We start from the raw sequence: 21,975 nt of genomic DNA, 5'->3' as shown, positions 1-21,975 counted from the left end.
CCCACCCACACATCCACGCCCCCACCGACACATCAGCTCCCCACATTCGGAAACCCGACGCCGATCGGAGTCAGAAATCCGAAACCGAGGAGCCGATACGCGGCAACAGGCTCAGCCCAATTGCACTGTCGCAGTAGCGCGGTGGCCGAAGATTCGCTTGCCCTCGAAGGTCGCGCCGATCGAGATGACGGCCGTACGGGACTCCTCGTCCTTCGACTTGATCTTGCCGCCGAAAACGATTTCGGCCGGCTTGTGTGTGTCCACCGGGATCGGGGTGGTGAATCGAACGGTGTAGTCCTTCACCGCGCCTGGATCGCCGAGCCACTCGCTGATGAATCCGCCGCCGACACCCATGGTGAGCATCCCGTGCGCCAGGACGTTCTCGAGATCGATCATCTTGGCGAACTTCTCGTCCCAGTGAATCGGGTTCGCGTCACCGGCGACGCCGGCGTAGTTCACCAGATCTCCGCGAGTCAAACGCACAGTGCGCGAGGGCAACTCGTCGCCGACATTCACCTCGTCGAACTTCCGAGTGGGCTGACCCCGGTACTCCTCGACAATGAGCGGCTCGTGCTCCTGGGGAGTGGACAGGGTGTCGTGCTCACTCGCCTCGGCACTGCTGGTGTCGGTCGTCGCACCGAACATCACGATGTTGCGAGCCGCCTCGGAGATGGCCGGGTCGATCTCACCTGAGCGCCCGACGAGCAGCGTGGTGTACGTGGTCTGCACCAGTTCGTTCTTCTGGTTGGACACGACGTTCTTGGTGATCATCATGTCTCGACCCATGACCGTCTTGAACGCGTCGAGGGAAACATCACAGGTCAACTGGTCACCGGCCAGAATCGGCTTCTGGAACACCAGTACCTGATCGGTCTGCAGAATCTGGCTGAGGTCGTAGCCCTCGGCGATGGACTGCAACAGCTTCTTCTGCGCCAGAGTGCCGACCAACGACATGAACGTCAGCGGGGCCACCAGAGCGCTGTGGCCCAGTGCTGCTGCGGCATCGCCGTCCCAGTGGGCGGGGTGGAAATCCTGAACGGCACGGGCGTACTCGCGAACCTTCTCGCGGCCCACCTCGTAGTAGTCCTCGGTGCGGTAGTGATACCCGACCATGCTGCGCGCGTGCTCCGCCGGATCGAATGCTCCCGCATCGGATGCTGCTGCGCCGGACTCCGCTACCTGCTCTGCCACTGTTGCCCCACCGTCTCGTCCCTACTGTTCATCATTACCCGAGCAACCTACCCAACGACGACGCACGTTGGCCAGGAAGGGGCTCAGGCAGAACGGTGCCGCGGGGCGTCCCGGTACCCCACCATGCCCACCATCGCGGCCGGCTGAGTCAGCACCGACGCACTGCTCATCGCGCCGCGCGGACGGTGTTGGCGCGACGCGACCGCATCGATCGCCATCAGGGCAGCCCCGTGCGCAGTGAGGGACTCGGGATTGGCAGGCGCGACGACGGGCAACATCAGATCGCGTCGAAACATCCGACGAAGCGACGGCAGGTTGGCGCATCCGCCCACCATCACCAACGCGTTCACGGCGCAGGGTGCGTCGACGATGATGCTGGCCACCCAATCTTCCAGTGATCGGATACTGCGCTCGAGAACATCGTCGAACGTGTTGCGCCACAACCGGACCGGTCCGCCGACGAACGGCCCGGCGACCTCGGCCACCCGCAGGCGTGACAGCTGTTCGCGTGCCGTGCGAACCGACACCAGCAACTCCGCGCGTGCCCGTTCCGAGGCCAATTCGTCTGCCCCGTAGACGGACAGAAGGTAACGCGAGATCTGGGCGTCACACCCGATCCCGCCGAACAACGTGGTGCGGACCGAACTGTGCACCGCTCCCGTGGCGGGGTCGGCAATGGACACGGTGGTTCCCGACGCCCCGATGTCGCACACGGCCACGGTGCGCGCACCCTCGAGCATCCCCGTGCCGCGTAGATACCGAAGTTGCGCCCCGAGCTCCGACGCCACCAGCAGACGATCGGCCTCGTACGTGGAATACGCCGACGTGCGTCCGCGCGCACCGGGATCGTCCGGAACGGCGAGAACGATGTCCGGTCGATCCACCATCTGATCCCGCGACATCGAATCCAACAGATCGAGCGCGACCTGCAGATGGTCGTCGGGATCGAACGATCGCACGACATGCGCAGAACGTACCGACTCGTCCGACGCATCCAGGGCTACACCCCGGGCAATGGCTGAACCCACCGAGACACCAAGGACAGATCTCATGTTCCCTCGACTCGCCTAGCTACTCCGACCTGGCGATCGTAGCGCCTCGAACCGTCGAGGAGTCGGTAAATGCCCTGTTCTATTCAACTTTCGGTTTGTTTTGGGATTCGTTACAACAACTCGGGCGACGAATTGGGTCAGGCGACGTGCCCGAACCCGTCCCGACGGTCGGCGAGCAACGAGCCCCACTCCTCCTGCGCCGACGACATCGCGGCACAGCCCACGCCGTTGTCGGAGTCCATTCCTCGTGCCGCAGTGACGATGGACCGAGCCGACTGCACGAGAGAAACATCGAAACGGAAACTGTGCGCTGCCAATTCGGCGAACGCCTCATCCGGACTGCAGCCGCGCAAGGCAATGAGGACACCCACCGCCCTGTCGATGGTCGTGCGCGTCACCGGTTCTACTGCGGATTTGTCGGTCATCGAGAACTCACCGTCTACTGGTCGATCACCCGATGGTAGCCAGGCTCGAGCAGAAGTTCAGGTGTCCGAGTCGAATTCACACACCTGTCACACCACGGACTTTTCGAAGTAGCGAACCCGCTCGCTCACAACGGATTATCGACAAAATCGTCACTCGGCCGGATCGATGACAGGTGGTTCCTCCGTCCGAGGCGCGGGATCCGTCGGCCCCGAAGGGTCCGTGGGTTCGGTCGGCTCCGTGGGCTCCACGGGCTCGGTCGGCCCCGTGGGCTCCGTCGGCTCCGTGGGCTCGGTCGGACCCGGTTCCGTGGGATCGGGGACGTCCGTATCGGTGGGAGCTGTGGTTTCGTCGTCGGTCGGCGGAGTCTCGGTCTCGGGCTTCGAGATCTCTGTTTTCGTATCCCGACCGCCGGGGGCGGAATTGCCGCCACCCGAGTTGCCCCGTCCCGTCGACGACGAACTCGGTGCGTTCGACGTCGCACTCGGGGCCGCCGGGACCGCGTCGATCCAGATGTCGCCCGACCCGGAGCCGACGGTCGACACATCCAGAACACCCGCGCCGATCGGTGGAACCGCGGACGGCCCAGCCACAGGAACAACCGGCCCGGCGTTCGACGCCGGCCGACCGGGCGCCGATGGGGCGATGCTGGAATCTGCGGTATCGAGTACTGCGTCCTGAGTCGGCGCGGGCGAGGAGAACGCCCACACGGTTGCCCCACTCAGAGCAGCCAGCACGGCCACACCCAATCCGACCATGGTCCATCGAGATCCCCGCGACGCAGCATCGAATTCTCCGGCCCGATCGTCCAAGCCGGGTTGCCCCGCAGCGATCTCGTCACCCGTCGGGCGGCCCGTCCTGGACGCGGCACCGACGACGGCGGCGGCCACGTCCAACGGGTACTCGTCGGGCAACCGCGGATCGTCCATCGCCAAGACCTCGACGTCGACGACGCGGTGGTCGGCCAGCGCGGCCCGAACGATCTCGCCGTGCAGAAGGTTGTCGCAGACCACGGCGGCACCGTCGACGATCAGGTCTCGTTGAGCTGCCTGTACACGCATGATTCCGAGAACCGTCGCAACGGCGTCACCGATTCCGCCGGGGGCAGCGGCGATCGACACGGGTCGCGAGGTGACCGGGCCCAGACCGGGCAGATCGGTTTCGACCAAGACGGCCGAGATCTCGTCGGTTCCGACGTGAACGCCCAACGCAACGGACATACCCGTCGACCCCCCTACTCGATTCGGCCTCACAGTACACTTCGAGGGCACAAACGGGGAAAACGACGGTTTGTGTGCGGGGTCAGAACTCCAGCTTGCTCGCCTCGTCACGAGCTAGTTCGGCTGCACGGCGCTCACGCTCGAAGAGGAGTCCGAACGTGAACCCGTTCTCGCCGGAGGTGGTTCCCGCTCGAGCCCCGAGGGTGCGCAGAATCTCCGCCGCGATGACGGCATCCTGATGCTCGCCCAGAACTTCTTGAATCTGCTTGTATCTCTTGATATTCGACTTGGACACCTTCTTGTCCACGACGGGTGCCACCAACTCGGCCGCATACCGAGCCCGCTTCGAGGCCTTCCTCGCGCGGTGCAGTTGCTCATCGTCGGTGCCTCGCACAGCCTTCTCGGTGCGGTCTACGGCCTTCTTACCGGCCTTGCGCGCCAGCTTGATCAGCAACCGCTCGCTCACCTCGCCATCGATCGGCAATCCCCTCGACCAGGCAGCCACGGTCGTGAGCAACTCTCGGTAGCGCTCGCCGTCGAGCTCGGCCATCGCGGCTTCGCGGTGTCGAATCTGCTCGGCCAGCAGGTCGTTCTCGATACGCGACGCGACCGGGCCCAGAACCAGTTCCGACGGAAGGTCTCGCAGCGCCGCTGCAAACCGCGCCCGCTGCACCTGCCGATCCCGCACCTCGCCGAGCAGGCTTGCATACCAAGACAATTCGGCTTCGAGTGCGGCCGCGGGCTCGTCCTCGAACACGCTACCGAAGACGCGAAGCGTACTGCGATAGCGCCTGATGGCCACCCGCGTGGAGTGAATCGGATCCAGTCCGCGGCGCAGATACACGTCGCCGGCCACGATGGCCTGCGCTTGCTCGTCGAGATAATCGACGAGCAACCGAAGCCCGTCGTGCGCCGGCTCCTCCCGAACCACCGACAGCGCACGATTCAACTTGGACGGATGCGCCGACGGCGTCGCACCCGACGCGCGAAGCACCTTGCTCGCCTTCTTCAGGAACGATTCCGAGCCGGCGGGCCCGAGCTCGACCTCCACCTCACGCCACTGCGGCCCGGTCGCGCCGCCGATCAAGACGACCGACACCGCGTCGTCGGCGAATTCGGCCACGACGGCTCCGAATGCATCGGTGACGGTACGAATCTTCCGACGCGTCGTCAGGGTGGCGACAGCCGACAACTGCTTGCCCATGACCGCCCCGCGCAGTACGTCGGCCAGCTCGTCGGGCACGACCTGCGGGTCGCCGTGACCGAGTGGAAGCCTGATCTCGGTTCGCGCCTTCTCCGCAGGAACCTTTGCGTGCCAACCGTTGTCGGAGTCTCCGGTGCGTCGCCGAAGGGTGATCCCCCGACGCAGGAGATCGTGACCGGTGGTGTCGAAGTACTCGCTGACCAGTTCGGTGTCGGTCTCCACCGCCGCGCCGTCGGCAGGAACGAGCGAGGTGAGGGCGGGGAACTCGAAGTCTGCATCGACATCGAACTTGTCTTCGCGCTCGGTCTGTGACTCCATACCGACCATCCTGCCTCGAGGACGCTGCCCCGTGGCGGTCGAAACCGTAGATCTATCGCCGCCACGGCGAATCGAACGGCGGTGTCTACGGTCGCCGAGGCGTGGTGATCGTGGGTTTCGTCGGGGTCGAGGCGCGAGTGGTGGTGTGCGGCAACGTCGTTCTGGTCGGCGCAGTGGTTGTCGGCGCAGTGGTGGCCGGCGCAGTGGTGGTCGTGAGGTGAGTCGGAGCCGTCGTGGTGGTCGGAGCCGTGGTCGTCGTCGGAACTCGAGTGCCCTCACGCGCGGGCCGAAGGACAGTGACGTCAGGAATCGTGCGGGTCGGCGGCGGTGACTCGGCACTGCTCGGCGAGGTGGGTGCAGGAGAGGACGTCGAGACTCCAGATGTCGGAGACGTCGAGGACGACGCGGCCACGACCGTGGCCGACACCGAGGGCGGCGTCGACACCGACGGTGAGCCGTCCACCGCAGGCATCACAGCCTGCGATCGGGCGGAGGGCGACGCGTTCTGCGAGGTCGCGATCGACGGCTCGGGGGTGTCATCGGTGGTCCGGGCCGCTGCCGCGACCACGGTTCCGGCCACGCACACCGCAACGAGCGCGGCGAGTGCGCCCCCGACGCGGCGGGACTTCGCTGCCCTGGCCATTCGCCTCGACGGGCTGCCGCTGTGCCGCGGACGACGGGAGGGAACGGCGGTCACGGCGGTCACGGCAGGGGCCGGTGCAGGCCTGGCTCCCACGGTCCGCGCGATCCCGGCTGCCCCACGGGCGGCCAACAATTCCGGTCGTTCCGGAACGTAGACAGGCACCGACACGGCGTCGAACAGTGTCTGCCGAACGATCTGCATGTTGGCACCGCCGCCGACTGCGACGATCGCCTCCACGTGAACGCCGCTCGCTGCGACGGACTCGAGCACGTCGACGGCTGTGGAGACTGCCGCACGAACGGCGTCGCCGATGAGCTCGTCGAGGTCGTGTCGCCACAACGAGGCGCGACCGCCGACGAACGGCCCGACGACGGAGACGCTGCGCAGGATCGACAGCTGGTGTTTGCCGTCTCGCACGTCGTGCACGAGCTGTCGACGAGCTGCCACCGTCAACGCTTCCGCCGCGCCGAACGTCTCGATCAGGTGGTCGCTGAGCACACGGTCGCAGTCGTCGCCGCGGAGTTCTTCGGTGCGACGCGAGGCCAGGACGCGACCGGACTCGACGTCGACCACCGACACGCTGGTGCCGGATGCGCCGACGTCGAACAGCGCGACGCAACGCTCACCGGCGAGCACTCCGGTTTCTCGTAACGCGCCCAGCTGCGCACCCAGTTCGGATACGAGCACGATGCCGTCGGAGAAGTCCTCTCGAAAGGCCGTGTCGGGATCGCTCTCGCGGAGGGCGAGCACCGGGTAGTAGCGAGCGGACGCGTATTCGTCTGCCGTGCTGTGCACCGATGCGACGACGGCATCCCAGGGATCCGGGGCGAGACCGTTGGGCGCGGGCCCGGTGGCAACCGGTTCGAGGACGTGGAGCACCGTGTCGACACCCGAGCTGTCGCTGATCACACTGCGGACGCCACTCGACCCCAAGGAAGCGCCGAGCACGGACGGATCGGGTACCGCGGACACGAGAAACCTCATTCTGGTAGGCCCCAACCCACGTTCGAGCACCAGAATACCGCTACAACCGGGAACTCACCAGGTTTCGTCCAACAAAACAGACCGAATGTTGGTCTATGTCACGTCCGACTGGATGAAGTTCAGATACGCCTTCGACGGAGTGGGACCACGCTGCCCCTGATACTTGGAGCCCACCGCGGCGCTGCCGTACGGATTCTCCGAGGGTGACGACAGCCGGAACAGACACAGCTGCCCGATCTTCATTCCCGGCCACAGCGTGATCGGCAGGTTGGCGACGTTGGACAGCTCCAACGTGATGTGACCGCTGAATCCCGGGTCGATGAATCCTGCCGTCGAGTGGGTGAGCAGTCCCAGCCGGCCCAGAGAGCTCTTCCCCTCGAGTCGACCCGCCAGATAATCCGGCAACGTCGTCAGTTCGAGAGTGGAACCGAGGACGAATTCCCCCGGATGAAGAACGAACGGCTCACCCGCTCGTGGCTCCACCAACGTCGTCAGCTCGTCCTGCTGCTGGGACGGATCGATGTGGGTGTACCGGGTGTTGTTGAACACCCGGAACAGCTTGTCGAGTCGCACATCGACGCTCGACGGCTGCACCATCGACGGATCGAAGGGATCGATCGCCAGGTTGCCCAGGGTCACTTCGGCACGAATGTCACGGTCGGAGAGCAGCACCACTGCAGGCTACTGGTCCTCACGGGCCTTACGCGAAGCACCCGAGTGACCACTTCCACAGGTACGGGCGGACCGAACAGTCGGACAATCGATCGGTCACACCTCTCACATTCGGTGACACTCCCTCAGGAAGAGCCCCTATGTACATTCGACCCAAGCGCATTCGAATCGACGTTCCTTCGTACTTCGATCATCCCTCCCAGTGCCACATTCTGGCCACGACTCCCACCCGAAGTCCCGCTTTGTGGACGCAATTTCTCGACGGTGCCGAAGAAAGCTATCGACGCCACGACGTGACACCAGCGCTCGAGATATCGGCAATTCGCGACGGCGGGACCACCGCATTGTTCTTCGCCGCTCTCGACCGAACCGGAACGATCCTCGGCGGAGTTCGCGTTCAAGGGCCGTATTCTTCGGCCGATCAATCACACGCACTCGTCGAATTCGCCGCGCATCCCGAGGGCCGACACCGCGTTCGTGCGATGCTCGACAGCCGCATCGAGGACGGGGTCGTCGAGATCAAGTCGGCGTGGGTTGCCCCGGGAGCACCCCGAGGCCGCGCCGTCACCACCATGATCGCGCAGTCACCGGCGTACAGCACAGCACTGCTGGGCGCTCGTTACGCGCTGGCCACTGCCGCCTCCCACGTCCGCGCCGCGTGGCTGCGCACCGGAGCAGCGATCGCAACGCACATCGAACCGGTGCCCTACCCCGACGACCGATACCGAACCGAGGTGTTCTGGTGGGACCGAACGACTCTCGCGTTCGATGCCGAACTCGAGACGTGGCGGCGCATGAAACGCAACACGGTCTCGCTGCTCGCACAGCACGGCACGTCGAAGAACCTGCACTCGGCGGTGGCGTCGTGACGATTCCTATCACTGCCGAATACAGCTGGCAGCCTGTGATATTCGACGAGACGGTCGCCACACAGCGGGCCGCCCTGGACGAGCTACGGGGTGACACCTCGATCACCGTTCTCGACGAACGCGCCACCCAGCGAGCCGGACTGCATGCATTGTTGCCGAGCCCTGAGCAGAGCCTTCTCGACGAAAGCGACAGGTGGGTCTATTTCCCGTGGCGCAATACCGTCGTCGCCGTTCTCGGTCCGAATTCGTATCGGCACCTCCGACTGGACCGAAACAGAAACAAGATAACCCTCGAGGAACAGCAGAAATTGGGAGATCTCACGATCGGCGTCATCGGATTGAGCGTCGGACACGCCATTGCGCACACTCTCGCACTCGAGGGAATCTGCGGAACTCTTCGCCTCGCGGATTTCGACGAGATAGAACTGTCGAACCTCAACAGGATTCCGGCGTCGATCATCGATCTGGGTGTCAACAAAGCGATCGTCGCCGCCCGGCGAATCGCCGAAATAGATCCGTATCTGACGGTGGAGGTCTTTCGGAACGGGATCGACGAGACCACGATCGACGAGTTCTTCGACGGACTCGACCTGCTCGTCGAGGAATGCGACTCCCTCGACATCAAGGTCCGCGCACGAGAGGCGGCCAGGTCGCGTCGAATCCCCGTACTGATGGAGACCTCCGATCGAGGTCTGCTGGACGTCGAGCGATTCGACCTCGAACCACAGCGGCCGGTGTTTCATGGCGTACTCGGCGACATCGAGTCCGCCGGTCTGCACGGACTCGGAACCCGCGACAAGATTCCCATCGTGCTCGATCAGCTCGACGCCTCCCTGCTCTCGGCTCGGATGGCGGCCTCGATGGTGGAGGTGGGCGAAACGATCGAGACGTGGCCCCAGCTGGGCGGCGACGTCCAACTCGGGGGTGCCACCATCGCCGCGGCGGTCCGACGCTTCGGGACCGGAGCGCACCTACCGTCCGGCCGTATCCGCATCGATCTCGAGGTGCACCTCGACGGGCTGAACACGCCGGCCCCCACCCGCAGACAGGTCTCGGGTGATGCGGCCGGTCCGCAGAGCGTGGATTCCCGAGACTCGATACTCGAAGCGGCACGACGAGCGCCTTCCGGCGGAAACAGTCAGCCGTGGACCTTCTTCTCGAACGGCCGGACCTTCCGGGTCGACGTCGATCGATCCCGAACGTCCACCCTCGATATCGCGTACCGCGGCAGCTTCGTCGCTGTGGGCGCAGCCGGATTCAACGCGCGCGTGGCCGCCACCGCACAGGGCATGCTCGCCGGCATCGAGATCACCGACGAGGCGGTCGAGCTGTCGTTGCGCGACGGTACCGCCGGACCGATCACCGATCGATGCCTCCTCGACGCCGTGCTCACCCGATCCACGGACCGCGAGCTCGGGTCACCGTCGACGCTGGACGATGCGGTGGTCGCCGATCTCGTTGCGGCCGCAGCCGCCGAAGGCGGACGTGCCGTGCTGTTGACGACGCGCGAGTCCATCACCGCGGCAGCGGACATTCTCGCGGCCGCCGACCGGATTCGGTATCTCACGCCGCATCTGCACCGCGAGATGTTCTCCGAACTGCGCTGGGCAGGCGATCCGGACCCGGATCGGGGCATCGACGTCGCCAGCCTCGGCATCGACGCCGCAGACCTGTCCACGCTGGACATCATCGGGCGGCCCGACGTCATGGCGCTCGTGTCTGCCTGGAACGCAGGCGCTGCTCTGGCCACCGACATGCGCGATCGGGTATCGGCGAGCTCCGCGCTCGCAGTGGTCGTGGTGCCCGGATCGACTCCGGCGCATTACATCCGGGGTGGATTTGCAACGGAGAACGTTTGGGTGACTTCACATCTGCACGCACTGGCAGTTCAACCCGTCTCACCACCGTTCCTCTACGCGCGCACGATGGACGAGCACCGAGAATTGTCTCCGACCCACGCAGAGACGTTGCAGCAGTTGAACTTCGAGCTGCGGACGTTGGCGGAACTGGACGAGGCCGAGTCGATCGCTCTGGTGTTGCGGCTCGGCACTGCGCCACGAGGCGCGATATACAGTCGCAGAGTCGCGGTTTCGGCGTCCTTACCGGGGTAGAGTCCGGCATAGACCAGGGGGAACAGTCCTGCACTGCGTCTACAGGAGCGGTTCACGAGACCGCGTCGACGAGAGGCGGGAGTAGGGCCCTGGAGAACAGTCGGACACTCGAGGTCCTCGTCACCGGCGTCGCCACCGAACTCATGGGCGTCGACGCGGCGACGGTGCGAGAAGCATACCTGTCGGTACTGCGTCAGCTCGTGGACTACCTCGGCATCGATTTCAGCTTTCTCCGGCACCACGATTTCGATGCCCGGGCAACCAGACTCACCGCGGAATGGCCACCGCGCCTGAGCGTGCCCGATCCCGACCCCCTGGCCGTCGTCTACTTCGACGAGGCCGACTCGGTCTTCGCGATGGCCGAAACACTGTCCGAACCGGCAGTGTTTCGGCCCGACCCGGAGCAGGAGGACTATCGCCGACGCGTCGAGACCGCCTCGGGATTGAGCGCCACCTCGATGGCCGTCGTGCCGCTGCTGCACTCCGAACGCACCACCGGGATTCTGGGCTTCATCAAAGTGGGAGACCGAAGTTGGTCCCAGGCAGAACTGAACGCCCTCAAAGCAATTGCTGCTCTGCTGTCGCAGTTGCAGGCGCGAGTCAGTGCCGAGGAACAGATCAGGTTCTCGGCCTTGCACGACGGTCTCACCTCACTCCCGAACCGCACCGCACTCACGCAGCACCTCCGTGACCGACTCGATCCGTCGATGCCCGGTCCGGTGGCGGTGTTGCACATCGACCTGGACCGCACCAAGGCGCTGAACGACTTTCTCGGACACCTCGCCGGCGACCAGTATCTCCAGGCTGTCGCCGAACGCCTGCAGGCGTTCGTCGACGAATCGGCGAGTCTCGCGGCCCGCCTGAGCGGCGACGAGTTCGTCGTGGTCCTGGCGGGCCCGTGCTCGCACCGCGTCGCCACCGACCATGCCCGCACGATCGCCGAGTCGATACAGGCACCGGTCACTCTCGGTGTCGAGAGAATCGGTCGCAGCGCCAGCATCGGAATCGCCTTCGGCGTGCCCGGCACCCACACCGCCGACTCCCTGCTCCGACAAGCAGGGCAAGCCGCTCTGGTGGCCAAGCGTGCTGGTGGACATCACATCTCGCTGTTCACCGACGAGATGCACGCGCAATCCGAACTCCGCAACGACGTCGAGATCCATCTGCGTGACGCCATTGCAGGCGACTCGCTGACGTTGCACTTCCAACCCGAGGTCGACCTCGTCACCGGGCGCATCACTGCGGTGGAGGCACTGGTTCGGTGGCGTCACCCCACCCGCGGGTTGCTACCACCGTCGGCCTTCATTCCGGTGGCGGAGGAGACGAACCTCGCCGGCGAGCTCGGTCGGTGGGTTCTCGACCACGCGTGCCGGACCTTGGCTGCGTGGCAACGGGACATCCCCGGCCTCGACATCGTGATGCGCGTGAACATCTCGCCCGTACAGCTGGTCACCACCGGTTTTGCGGCCACCGTGGCGAGCGCCCTCGAGGAATTCTCGATCGCGGGCTGCAACCTGTGCCTGGAGATCACCGAAGTGGCCGTCGTACAGGATCTTTCGCGCACCCGAGTGACGCTCCGGGAACTGCGGGAGCTCGGCGTGCAGGTGGCGATCGACGACTTCGGAACCGGATACAGCTCGCTGTCACACCTCAAGGAACTGCCCGTCGACGCGCTCAAGATCGACCGCGCGTTCGTCACCGACCTCGGATCGGGGGCGACCGACGACCTCGCGATCGTCCAGTCGATCATCGGGCTCGCGCACGCCTTCGGCCTGAGCATCATCGCCGAGGGCGTCGAAACCGAGAGTGCCAGGAGCACATTGGTGGCCTTGGGCTGCACCCGCGCTCAGGGCTACCTCTTCTCCGAACCGGTGCCTGCCGAGGACGCCCAGGCCCTGCTGCACGGTGTACGCATCGACGTCGGGCCACCCTGCTAATCTGGACGCCGCACCACACGCCGGTGTAGTTCATTGGTAGAACGCGACCTTCCCAAGGTTGAGAGGCGGGTTCGATTCCCGTCACCGGCTCCACGTTCCCGTTGTCGGCGGTAAACCCGTCTTTCGATCGATCCCCGCGTCTGCACCCTCGCCGTCACCGGTAGCTCGGTCGGCAATCGGCATGCGACACAATAATCGCTACAGAACTATTGTTGTGACTTTTATGCGTTCATGTCCGAATTCGTAGGGACATTTCACAACTGCAGGAATACCGTGTGATCATGCGCGGACCACGCCGAAGTCTGATTCTTCTCGTCGTCGCACTCACCGCTGCACTGTCGGTCTTGTCGACCCAAGCGGCACCACTCGCACATGCCGGCCCACTCATGCCCATCGCCGCTGCACCGCCTCAACCCGATCACGCCGATGCCATTCGGTACGCGTCGACCAACCGCGACGCCGCCCCGCCCGGGGCCAACGACATGAGCTGCGTGCCCTCTGCCGAGCACCCCAATCCTGTCGTTCTCGTCCACGGCACCGACGCCACCGCCTACTCCGATTGGGCCGGCTTCTCCCCCATCCTGCGCGCCGCAGGCTTCTGTGTCTTCGCCATCAACTACGGCGCGTCGCCGGACGGTAAGTCCAACGGCTACGGCGTCATCGAAGACAGTGCAGCACAATTGAAATCGATGACGGCGACCATCCTCGACGCGACCGGCGCCGCGGCGGTGGACGTGGTGGGCTACTCGCAGGGTGCTGCCGTCGCCCGATACTTCGTCAACAGGCTCGGCGGGGCCGATGTCGTCGACCGATGGGTGGGAATCGCGTCACCGACCTACGGCGGCACCATGTACGGAGTCGCCCCCGTCGTACAAGCCGTGCCCGGCGCGACCGGTCTGGTGGCCGACGAATTCGGACCGGGCCTCGCCCAGTTGATGGCCGGATCGCACTTTCTCGAGAACCTCAACGCCGGCGGCGACACCGTCCCCGGCGTCGACTACACCTCGATCGCCACCAAGGTCGACGAGGTGATTCAGCCGTATACCAATGCGCTGCTGCGAGATCCGGGAGCGCACAACATCGTGATCCAGGACGTGTGCCCCGACACCGAGGTCGCCCACTTCACGTTCACCTACGACCCGACCGCGCTGCGTCTGGCGCTCAACGCACTCGACCCCGCGAATGCGCGTCAGCCGTCCTGCGTTCCGGTACCGCTGGGAACGGGAATCCTCGACGTCGTGCTGGCCAGCCACTGACCCGTCAGGTCAGTAGCTGATGGGCTCGAAGCCCGACATAGAGTTCGGCGGCCTGCACGGGATCACGAAAGTCGCGACCGGTGAGGTCGGCGATACGCCGCAATCGGTACAACACCGTATTGCGGTGGTAGTGCAGCTGTTCCGCGGCATCCTTGGTGGAGCCACCGCACGAGAACCACGCATCGAGAGTGGCGAGCAGACTCGTCCGCTCGGCGCGGGGCAACGCCAACAGATCGCCGAGGATCTGACGAGCCGCGATACGGCCGGATTTCGGGTCGCGCGCGAGCAGTAACGGCACCGGAACCGAGTCGTAGCGCACCGGCGTCGACGGCACAGAATCGGGAAAGCTGCACGACCGGGCCAGACGGGCCTGCCCCACGGCGTCACCGATTCCCGACGGCGACCGGAACACCGAACTGACGCCGATCCGCCCCGGGCACAGTTCTCCGAAAGTGGCCAGTGCCGTATCGATGTCGGATTCCCGAGCGGCACAGAACAATCCGATGCTGCCGTCCACCTCGGCATCCCACACCGACTCGGTTCCCGCGGCCCGCAACCGAGCGACGACGCCTTCGATACCGAGTCCCGTCGACGAGGGTTCCTGGGATACCACCGCAAAAAAGCCGCGATCCGGAATTCGGAACGCACGCAGGGCATCCGCCGCCGCGGCCGGATTCGCGGCGTGATCGGCGAACAGCACCCGAATCAGCCGGCCGCGGGCTTCGGCGCTCTCGCGGGCTCGCATATCGGCACTCTCTCGATACGCCTCGGCCGCCTCGTCGGAATACACGTCGACCAGTGCCCACACCTGCGCCGCCATGTCCAGCAGCGCGTGGCTGGCCCGGCCGTGCGAACGCACCATCAACTCGTCCCAGACCAGCCGACCACCGAGCCGGAACGCGTGCAGCAATGCCGCCAGCGGTACACCTTGCTCGGCCTTGAGCCTGCCCGCCTGCTGCGCCGACTCGAGCCGAACCGGCGCGCGCCCGGACAGCTTGCCCAACATCGAGGCCAGATTGCTGCGAGATGCTTCGTGGAGTTGATCCGCGGTGAGCAGCGTCGCCTCCAGATACGCGTGCTCGGCTCCCAGGATGCGCCGGACCAGTTCGCTCGCCAGCTCGTCGACGTCGTCGAGCATCGCCGCCGCCAGCTCGGTCGGTGACGGATGCAGAGCGGACTCGGTGGTGGTCATGACTGAACCATAGCCCGGCCGATGTAAGCCACACCACACCGAATCTGTGCGACGGCACAATCCGCTGCGCTCGATTGACAGCGGCGGCCCATAGCCTGCCGCCCCGAATGCGACCAGAATCACACTCGAAGCCGTGTATCCGAACGACGAGTGGAGACGAAAAGTTGACCAGCGAAGTCACCCCGCATCTGCAGCCTGTACCGACGAACGGACCGGACGCCTCCCAGGCGGTCGATACCGCTCTTGCCGACCTAGACGCAGGCGAGCAGACCTGGGGCAGGCTCGGCCTGGCCGACCGCCGGGCGCTGCTCGAGCGCATGCACGCCCTCACCACGACGCATGCGCAGGAGTGGGTCACCGCCGCCGCGTCGGTCAAGGGCCTCGACCCCTCGTCCAACCTGCTCGGTGAGGAATGGCTCTCCGGCCCGTACTCGCTTCTCGGCGGTCTCGGCACGCTCGCGCACACCCTCTCGGCGCTCGAGGCAGGCGGCAGCCCGCTGGCCGGAGCGAAGTTCGGAACAGCCCCGGGCGGACGAACGACCGTATCGGTGTTGCCGCTCAACAACTTCGAGAAGCTACTGCTCAACGGGTTCAGTGCCGAGGTGTGGCTCCGGCCGGGAATCGACCGTGCCACCGCACAGCGCACCGCAGGCCTCGCCCAACTCGACCCGACGCGCACCGCGGGCGTCGGCGTCGTCCTGGGCGCGGGCAACATCACCTCGATCGCCCCGCTCGACGCCTTGTACGAACTGATCGCCTTCAACCGCGTCGTCGCGCTCAAGCTCAACCCCATCATGGACCCACTGCTGCCGGTCTTCGAGAAGATCCTCGCCCCACTGGTGGACATCGGCGCGCTGCGTCTGCTCACCGGTGGAGCCGACGTCGGCACCTACCTGGTCAACCACGATCGCGTCGACCACGTCCATATGACGGGCAGCGCAATCACCCACGACGCCATCGTCTTCGGCCCGGGACCCGACGGTGCCGCCCGTAAGGCGGCGAACCGGCCGATCCTGACCAAGGAGATCTCCAGTGAACTCGGTGGCGTCTCACCCACCATCGTGTTGCCGGGCGAGTGGAGTCGCGCGGACATCGAGTTCCAAGCCGAACACGTAGCCACCCAGCGACTGCACAACAGCGGATACAACTGTGTCGCTTCGCAGGTCGTCGTGCTGTCCTCGGAATGGAAGCAGCGCGACGAGTTCATCGCAGCCCTGCGCGCCGCACTCGACCGGGCACCGGCCCGCGCCCCGTACTACCCGGGCAGCGACAGACGCGTGTCCGACGCCACCGCCACGTACCCGTCGGCCGAACGGCTCGGCGACGGCGGTGGCCGGGTGCTCATCACCGACCTCGATCCGGGCGAGTACGCACCGCTCCTGCAGACCGAGTACTTCGCACCCGTCATGGGCGTCATCGAGCTGCCTTACAGCGGAGCAGCATTCGCCGCCAAGGCCGTCCAGACGGCCAACGAGGAGTTCACCGGCACCCTCGGCATCAACATCATCGGCACGCCGAGCACCATCAAGGAACTCGGTGAGAAGTTCGACTCCATGCTTGCAGACCTGCGGTACGGCACCATTGCCGTCAATGCCTGGACCGCCCTCGGATTCCTCACCGCATCGGCCACCTGGGGCGCGTTCCCCGGCCACACCGTCGACGATGTGCAGAGCGGAATCGGCATCGTGCACAACGCATTACTGATCGACGGTGCCGAACGGACCGTGGTACGCGGACCCTTCCGCCCACTGTCGAGGTCGCTGATCAGCGGAGAGATGTCCATCTCCCCCAAGCCGCCGTGGTTCGTCACCAACAAAACCGCAGCATCGACCGGGAAACTGCTCACCGCATTCGCCGGAGCACCGTCCTGGACCAGACTTCCGGCAATATTCGCCTCCGCCCTGCGCGGCTGAGCAGCGTCCAACGACAGCTGCCGACGAACCCGAAGGACAATCATGAGCACACAGAACACAACCGCCGACTACATCGTCGTGGGCGCGGGCTCGGCCGGCGCAGTGGTGGCCAACCGGCTCAGCGCCGATCCCCGCAACAGCGTGATCCTGCTCGAGGCAGGCCCGGAAGACAAGAACAAGTTCGCCCACATCCCCGCCGCGTTCTCCAAACTCTTTCGTACCGAGGTCGATTGGGACTACCTCACCGAACCCCAGCCGGGGCTACGCGACCGCAGCATCTACTGGCCGCGCGGCAAGATGCTCGGCGGCTCGTCGTCGATGAACGCCATGATGTGGGTACGCGGATTCGCCGCCGACTACGACGAGTGGGCGGCCAATTCCGACGACTCGTGGTCGTTCCGCAACCTCGTCGGATACTTCCGCAAGATCGAGAACATCGAGGGCACAACAGAACTGGACGCCGGAACCGGCGGGCCGCTGATCGTCTCCCACCAGCGCAGCTCACGCCCGCTCACCTCGTCCTTCCTCTCCGCCGTCGAGGAAGCCGGCTACTCGGTGGAAACCCCCAACCTGCCCGAACCCACGGGCTTCAGCCGCACCATGGTCAACCAGAAACGCGGCGCCCGCTGGAGCACCGCCGACGCCTACCTTCGCCCGGCTAAGAAGCGCACCAACCTCACCGTCCTCACCGAGGCACAGGCCACCCGGGTTCTCTTCGAGGGCAGCGCCGCCGTCGGCGTCGAATACACCTCCGACGGCGTCACCCATACGGTGCGCGCACACAAGGAAGTCGTTCTGTCCGGCGGAGCCATCAACACACCGCAGCTGCTGATGCTCTCCGGCATCGGAGACAAGGAGCAGCTCGCAGCCCACGGCATCACCGTCCGGCACCACTCGCCGGACGTCGGGCAGAACCTCCTCGACCACCTGGCCGCCCTCATCGGATGGAAGACCGAGAAGGACTCCCTCTTCCATGCCGAGAAGATTCCCGAACTCATCAACTATCTCGCGCGCCGACGCGGCATGCTCACCTCCAACGTCGCGGAGGCATACGGCTTCATCCGGAGTCGCGAAGATCTGCCGCTGCCGGACCTCGAACTCATCTTCGGACCGGCCCCGTTCTTCGACGAAGGCCTGATCGCCGCCGACGCACACGCCGCGGTCATCGGCACCGTCCTGCTGCAACCCAAGAGCAGAGGCGAGATCACGCTCCGGTCCGCCGACCCTCTGGCCAAGCCCATCGTCGAGCCGCGTTACCTCAGCGACCCCGACGGCATGGACCGCAAGGCCATGATCGAGGGACTGCGCGTATGCGTCGCGCTGTCGGAAACCCCGTCCTTGAAGGGCCAGCTCGGGGACGTCGTACGCCCCAGGGTGGCGTCGAACATCTCCCCGGCGGATCTGCTCACCGAGGCCCTCGAGCAGAACGCGCACACTCTGTACCACCCGGTGGGCACCGCGCGGATGGGCAGCGATGCCGGCAGCGTCGTCGATGCCGCGCTGCGGGTTCGGGGTGTCGACCGACTCCGGGTCGCCGACGCATCGATCATGCCCAGCATCATCCGCGGCCACACCCATGCACCGTCGGTGATCATCGGCGAACGAGCCGCGGATCTGATCCTGGGCTGAGCCGAACGTGAACATGTCTGGTTTGACCGTTCACACCGTGGGGTAACAGGTCGGCACCGCTTCAATGCAGGCATCGCGATGAAGACCCATCCGATCGGCAAGCAGCGCCGAATAACCCACAACGCTCGAGAGACGAGCACGGAAGGTTGACCGACATGTTCACTGTTCGTAAAGCTTTGGCCGCCACCGCAATCGGTGCACTCACCATCGTCCCGCTCGCCGCGTGCTCCAGCGACGACGCATCCAGCACCACCGACGCAGCCACCTCCTCGGAGTCGTCGGCCATGGAGACCACCGAGAGCACTCCCGAGCCCGCAGCCGAGGTCGACGACCTCAGCAACGGCGTCGACACCGCAGTTGCTCTCGACCCCGGCTTCCTGGGCGCGCTGACCACCCTCGGCCTCACGCCGGGCGTAGTCGGAACCGCAACTCTCGCAGACGGTTCCATTCGCTTTCCGATCACCGGTGGCGACGTGAAGTACTGGGAGCCCGGCACGGTCGACCCCTACGTGCAGGGCGAGATCAACCACGACGGCAGCGGATTGTCGCTGACCGCAGGCGAGACCGTGGTCGAGCTGACCAACTTCGACATCGATCCGGGCACGTCGCTGCTCACCGGTGACGTCACGGTCAACGGCGAAGAGGCTGCTGCCGACGCCGTGCTGTTCGACCTCGACGGCCGCACCCTGCAGCCGTTGGCAACCGGCCCCGAGAACACCGCCATCCTGCAGGGCACGCAGGTGAAGATCTCGGAGACCGCAGCCGGACTGCTCAACGACACGTTCAAGACCGACGCTGTCACCCCGGGACTGCTCGTCGGCGTTGCGACCATCACGGTCAAGACCGCCGCATAATCAGCTCCTGAACCCGTGCGCGGGCAGTCACCGACGACGTCGGTGCTGCTCGCGCTCTGGTGCTTTCACAGACGTTTCGTAAAACGCGACAGGGGACCGACATGAGAGTCTTCCGACGGATATACGGTGGGCACCCTCTGCATGCCGTCGGCCTGCTGCTCTCTTTCGCTCTGGTCGGCTACGTCGTTCACATCGCCGGGCCGAAAACGTTGTGGAACAGCGACATCTGGTGGCATTCCATCGCCGTCTGGTTCTTCGGATCGGTACTGCTGCACGACGCGGTCCTGTTCCCGCTGTACTCGGCGGCCGATCGCCTTCTCACCGGGCTCGGACGACTGCAGCTGACCGTCTCGCCCGTCAACTACATTCGCGTCCCGGCCCTCGGCACAGCGCTGACGTTCTTGATGTTCTTCCCCGGAATACTGTCCCAGGGCGCGGAAACCTATCGTGCGGCAACAGGTTTGACCCAAGACCCCTTCTTGGAACGATGGCTGGTTCTGACAACGGTGTTGTTCGCCGCCAGCGCCGTCGTCTACTTCATTCGCCTCACCGTGGTACGGAGCCGAACATGAGCGTCACCGCAGACACCCTTTTCCACCGCGCCGCCGCTGGATTGCCTTGCTGGATCGGCGATTCCGACGGCTCGAGAGAACGTCTGCCCACGGCCCGCTGGATGGGCGGAAGCGCATCCTCGGAAGAGGATCGCCGAGCCGACCACGCCATGATCAGCCGATGTACCGGGTCCACCATCGATCTCGGATGCGGACCCGGCCGGCTGACCGAAGCTCTTGCCCGCCGAGGACTCTCGGCGCTCGGCGTCGACACGTCGAAGGCTGCCGTCGACCTGACCATCGGCCGCGGCGGAAACGCCGTTCTCCGTGACCTGTTCGAGCCTCTGCCCGGCACCGGCACGTGGTCGTGTGTGCTGCTCGCCGACGGCAACATCGGCATCGGCGGGGATCCGGTGCGCCTGCTACGCCGAGCCGCCGATCTGCTGGCACCACACGGAGCCATCATCGCCGAGGTGGACGAACCGAGTGACTCCGGTATTCGGCACCGCACCGTTCGCTGGGAAACCGACACCATGGTCGGCGATTGGTTCGCCTGGTCGAGTGTCAGCGCCGACGCCACCGCCGACCTCGCCCGCGCCGCCGGCTTGCAGATGGTGGACGTGGCTCCGATCGACGGCCGTTGGTTCGCGCAGATGACTCCGGCTCCACTCACCAATTCGTGAACAGCAGATGATTGACGGCCAAGGCCCCGATCACCTGCAGCGCCAACCAGAATCGATGTGTTCGACGCGGCAGCACCGCCGGGGCGATCAACATCCACATCGCGAACGGCAGCCAGATCCGCTCCGTCTCCGCTTTGCTCAGCTGACTCAGATCGGCCATCACCACCGCCGCGAGGCCGCCGAGCACCAACAGGTTGATCGGCTGCACCCGCGCGGCGATGCGTGGGAAGGCCGCGGGCACAGCGACGCCGAGCGCGCAGAACAGTGCAGCGAAGTTCGCCCAGCCCCAGTACTCGAACGGACGATCCTTGGCGATGCCCTGGTAGTACCGCTCCTGTACCAGCTCGTAACCGTCGTACCACCAGAATCCGTACGCCGTGAAGATCCCCGCAACGAGCAGGGCACCGATCACTGCACCGACGAACGGCAGAACCTTTCGGCCCGCTATCAGCACCGCGACCGCGGGCAGACCCATCAACACCAGGCCGTAGTTCAAATAGATTCCGAACCCGAGAAGCACTCCCGCACCGATGGATGCGGGCCACAGCCAGCGCTTCGTCGAGACCGCCAGCAGCGCGATACCCCACGCCGCGACCCCGGCATAGAACGCGTCGGCGGAGACGGCGATCCAGATCGCTGCCGGTGCGATCGCCACGAACGGTGCTGCGCGCCTGGCCATGTCCTCGTCGCCCAGAACACCCAGCGTGAGAACCACGGCAACTGCGGCACTGGTTCCCACCAACACGCACAGCGTTGCCGCCCAGGCCCCGCCGCTCAAACCGAGACGGTCGAGCCAGACGAACGTCAGCAGCGCACCGGGAGGATGGCCCGAGACGTGAGTGGTCCACGAATCCGCCTGGTAATCCAGAATGCGCTCGGAGAATCCGCGCAGTGTCGCGGGGATGTCGGTGATGCCGGGCACCTCGTGCAGGTACTCGTCCGTCGAGGCCAACCGGTCGACGAACCCACGCTTCCATCCGTCGACCATCGCCAGCGCCATCGTCCACGCCGCCGACGCACCCCAGACGACGAACAACAGCCGCGTCCAGGACAGGCGTCGAGCCACGGTCGGTCCCCACAGCACGGTCGCCACCGCAATGAGGACGGCGAACGGCGTTCCCCATCCGACATGAACCTCACGAAAACCGAACAGCGGTGCGGCGTCGGCGAAATCGCGCACCTGCTGCGGTGTTCTGTTGATGATCGGGGTGACGATCTCGTTGCCCAGATACGGAACGACGAACGCGACGGCAACGAGCACGACGGCCAGCGC

The 21,975-nt window shown here is 65.5% G+C and carries 18 protein-coding genes and 1 tRNA gene; 10 read left to right on the top strand and 9 right to left on the bottom strand.

Annotation, left to right across the window (positions count from 1 at the left end; genetic code table 11):
• Window positions 1–111: 111 nt before the first annotated feature.
• From CH278_RS18645 to dcd, 7 genes are all read right to left on the bottom strand, one after another.
• Window positions 112–1,191 (bottom strand): fused (3R)-hydroxyacyl-ACP dehydratase subunits HadA/HadB, encoded by a 1,080-nt coding sequence (locus CH278_RS18645; RefSeq protein ID WP_032374830.1) that lies wholly within the window; start codon window positions 1,189–1,191, stop codon window positions 112–114.
• 83 nt (window positions 1,192–1,274) lie between these two features.
• On the bottom strand, window positions 1,275–2,219 hold the full coding sequence (locus CH278_RS18640) for an Hsp70 family protein (protein ID WP_052053504.1): 945 nt from the start codon (window positions 2,217–2,219) through the stop codon (window positions 1,275–1,277).
• 161 nt (window positions 2,220–2,380) lie between these two features.
• Complete coding sequence (locus CH278_RS18635; protein ID WP_027495414.1) at window positions 2,381–2,668, bottom strand: ANTAR domain-containing protein; 288 nt, start codon at window positions 2,666–2,668, stop codon at window positions 2,381–2,383.
• A gap of 150 nt (window positions 2,669–2,818) precedes the next feature.
• A complete protein-coding gene (locus CH278_RS27660) occupies window positions 2,819–3,886 on the bottom strand; it encodes a hypothetical protein (protein ID WP_052060397.1) in 1,068 nt (355 codons plus the stop codon).
• A gap of 82 nt (window positions 3,887–3,968) precedes the next feature.
• Window positions 3,969–5,408 (bottom strand): CYTH and CHAD domain-containing protein, encoded by a 1,440-nt coding sequence (locus CH278_RS18625; protein WP_094622587.1) that lies wholly within the window; start codon window positions 5,406–5,408, stop codon window positions 3,969–3,971.
• A gap of 85 nt (window positions 5,409–5,493) precedes the next feature.
• Window positions 5,494–7,023 (bottom strand): Hsp70 family protein, encoded by a 1,530-nt coding sequence (locus tag CH278_RS18620; protein WP_179274548.1) that lies wholly within the window; start codon window positions 7,021–7,023, stop codon window positions 5,494–5,496.
• A 105-nt stretch (window positions 7,024–7,128) separates the two neighbouring features.
• A complete protein-coding gene (gene dcd, locus CH278_RS18615) occupies window positions 7,129–7,707 on the bottom strand; it encodes a dCTP deaminase (protein ID WP_027495411.1) in 579 nt (192 codons plus the stop codon).
• A gap of 140 nt (window positions 7,708–7,847) precedes the next feature.
• Here dcd and CH278_RS27655 point away from each other — a divergent pair, with 140 nt between their 5' ends.
• The 5 genes from CH278_RS27655 to CH278_RS18595 all read left to right on the top strand — a co-directional run bounded on the left by CH278_RS27655 (window position 7,848) and on the right by CH278_RS18595 (window position 13,880).
• Window positions 7,848–8,576 (top strand): hypothetical protein, encoded by a 729-nt coding sequence (locus tag CH278_RS27655; protein ID WP_051364987.1) that lies wholly within the window; start codon window positions 7,848–7,850, stop codon window positions 8,574–8,576.
• The gene (locus tag CH278_RS18610) at window positions 8,573–10,687 is read left to right on the top strand and encodes an Rv1355c family protein (RefSeq protein ID WP_179274549.1); all 2,115 of its coding nucleotides are present in this window, start codon (window positions 8,573–8,575) and stop codon (window positions 10,685–10,687) included. Before CH278_RS27655 ends, CH278_RS18610 begins: the two co-directional genes overlap by 4 nt.
• A gap of 143 nt (window positions 10,688–10,830) precedes the next feature.
• A complete protein-coding gene (locus CH278_RS18605) occupies window positions 10,831–12,624 on the top strand; it encodes a putative bifunctional diguanylate cyclase/phosphodiesterase (RefSeq protein WP_094622576.1) in 1,794 nt (597 codons plus the stop codon).
• Window positions 12,625–12,643: 19 nt separating this feature from the next.
• Window positions 12,644–12,717, top strand: a tRNA-Gly gene (locus tag CH278_RS18600).
• A gap of 188 nt (window positions 12,718–12,905) precedes the next feature.
• Window positions 12,906–13,880 (top strand): esterase/lipase family protein, encoded by a 975-nt coding sequence (locus CH278_RS18595; protein ID WP_094622586.1) that lies wholly within the window; start codon window positions 12,906–12,908, stop codon window positions 13,878–13,880.
• 4 nt (window positions 13,881–13,884) lie between these two features.
• Here CH278_RS18595 and CH278_RS18590 read toward each other — a convergent pair whose 3' ends face one another.
• Entirely contained in the window at window positions 13,885–15,072 is a 1,188-nt protein-coding gene (locus CH278_RS18590; RefSeq protein WP_094622575.1) for a PucR family transcriptional regulator, read from the bottom strand.
• A 188-nt stretch (window positions 15,073–15,260) separates the two neighbouring features.
• Here CH278_RS18590 and CH278_RS18585 point away from each other — a divergent pair, with 188 nt between their 5' ends.
• The 5 genes from CH278_RS18585 to CH278_RS18565 all read left to right on the top strand — a co-directional run bounded on the left by CH278_RS18585 (window position 15,261) and on the right by CH278_RS18565 (window position 20,702).
• The gene (locus tag CH278_RS18585; protein WP_256991939.1) at window positions 15,261–16,985 is read left to right on the top strand and encodes an aldehyde dehydrogenase family protein; all 1,725 of its coding nucleotides are present in this window, start codon (window positions 15,261–15,263) and stop codon (window positions 16,983–16,985) included.
• A 42-nt stretch (window positions 16,986–17,027) separates the two neighbouring features.
• A complete protein-coding gene (locus CH278_RS18580; RefSeq protein ID WP_032367075.1) occupies window positions 17,028–18,614 on the top strand; it encodes a GMC family oxidoreductase in 1,587 nt (528 codons plus the stop codon).
• Window positions 18,615–18,769: 155 nt separating this feature from the next.
• Window positions 18,770–19,468, top strand: a complete 699-nt coding sequence (locus tag CH278_RS18575) for a hypothetical protein (RefSeq protein ID WP_094622573.1) — start codon at window positions 18,770–18,772, stop codon at window positions 19,466–19,468.
• A 101-nt stretch (window positions 19,469–19,569) separates the two neighbouring features.
• Window positions 19,570–20,040 (top strand): hypothetical protein, encoded by a 471-nt coding sequence (locus CH278_RS18570; protein WP_094622572.1) that lies wholly within the window; start codon window positions 19,570–19,572, stop codon window positions 20,038–20,040.
• Window positions 20,037–20,702 carry a methyltransferase domain-containing protein gene (locus tag CH278_RS18565; protein ID WP_032367078.1) on the top strand — a complete coding sequence of 222 codons (666 nt, stop codon included), beginning with the start codon at window positions 20,037–20,039 and terminating at the stop codon, window positions 20,700–20,702. Before CH278_RS18570 ends, CH278_RS18565 begins: the two co-directional genes overlap by 4 nt.
• Here CH278_RS18565 and CH278_RS18560 read toward each other — a convergent pair.
• On the bottom strand, window positions 20,689–21,972 hold the full coding sequence (locus tag CH278_RS18560) for a hypothetical protein (protein ID WP_230592039.1): 1,284 nt from the start codon (window positions 21,970–21,972) through the stop codon (window positions 20,689–20,691). The genes CH278_RS18565 and CH278_RS18560 overlap by 14 nt on opposite strands.
• Window positions 21,973–21,975: the final 3 nt, after the last annotated feature.

Origin of the sequence: Rhodococcus sp. 05-2254-5 (assembly GCF_002258575.1) — a bacterium.
GTDB classification, from domain to species: domain Bacteria; phylum Actinomycetota; class Actinomycetes; order Mycobacteriales; family Mycobacteriaceae; genus Rhodococcoides; species Rhodococcoides fascians.
This window is presented reverse-complemented; position numbering and strand designations above follow the sequence as displayed.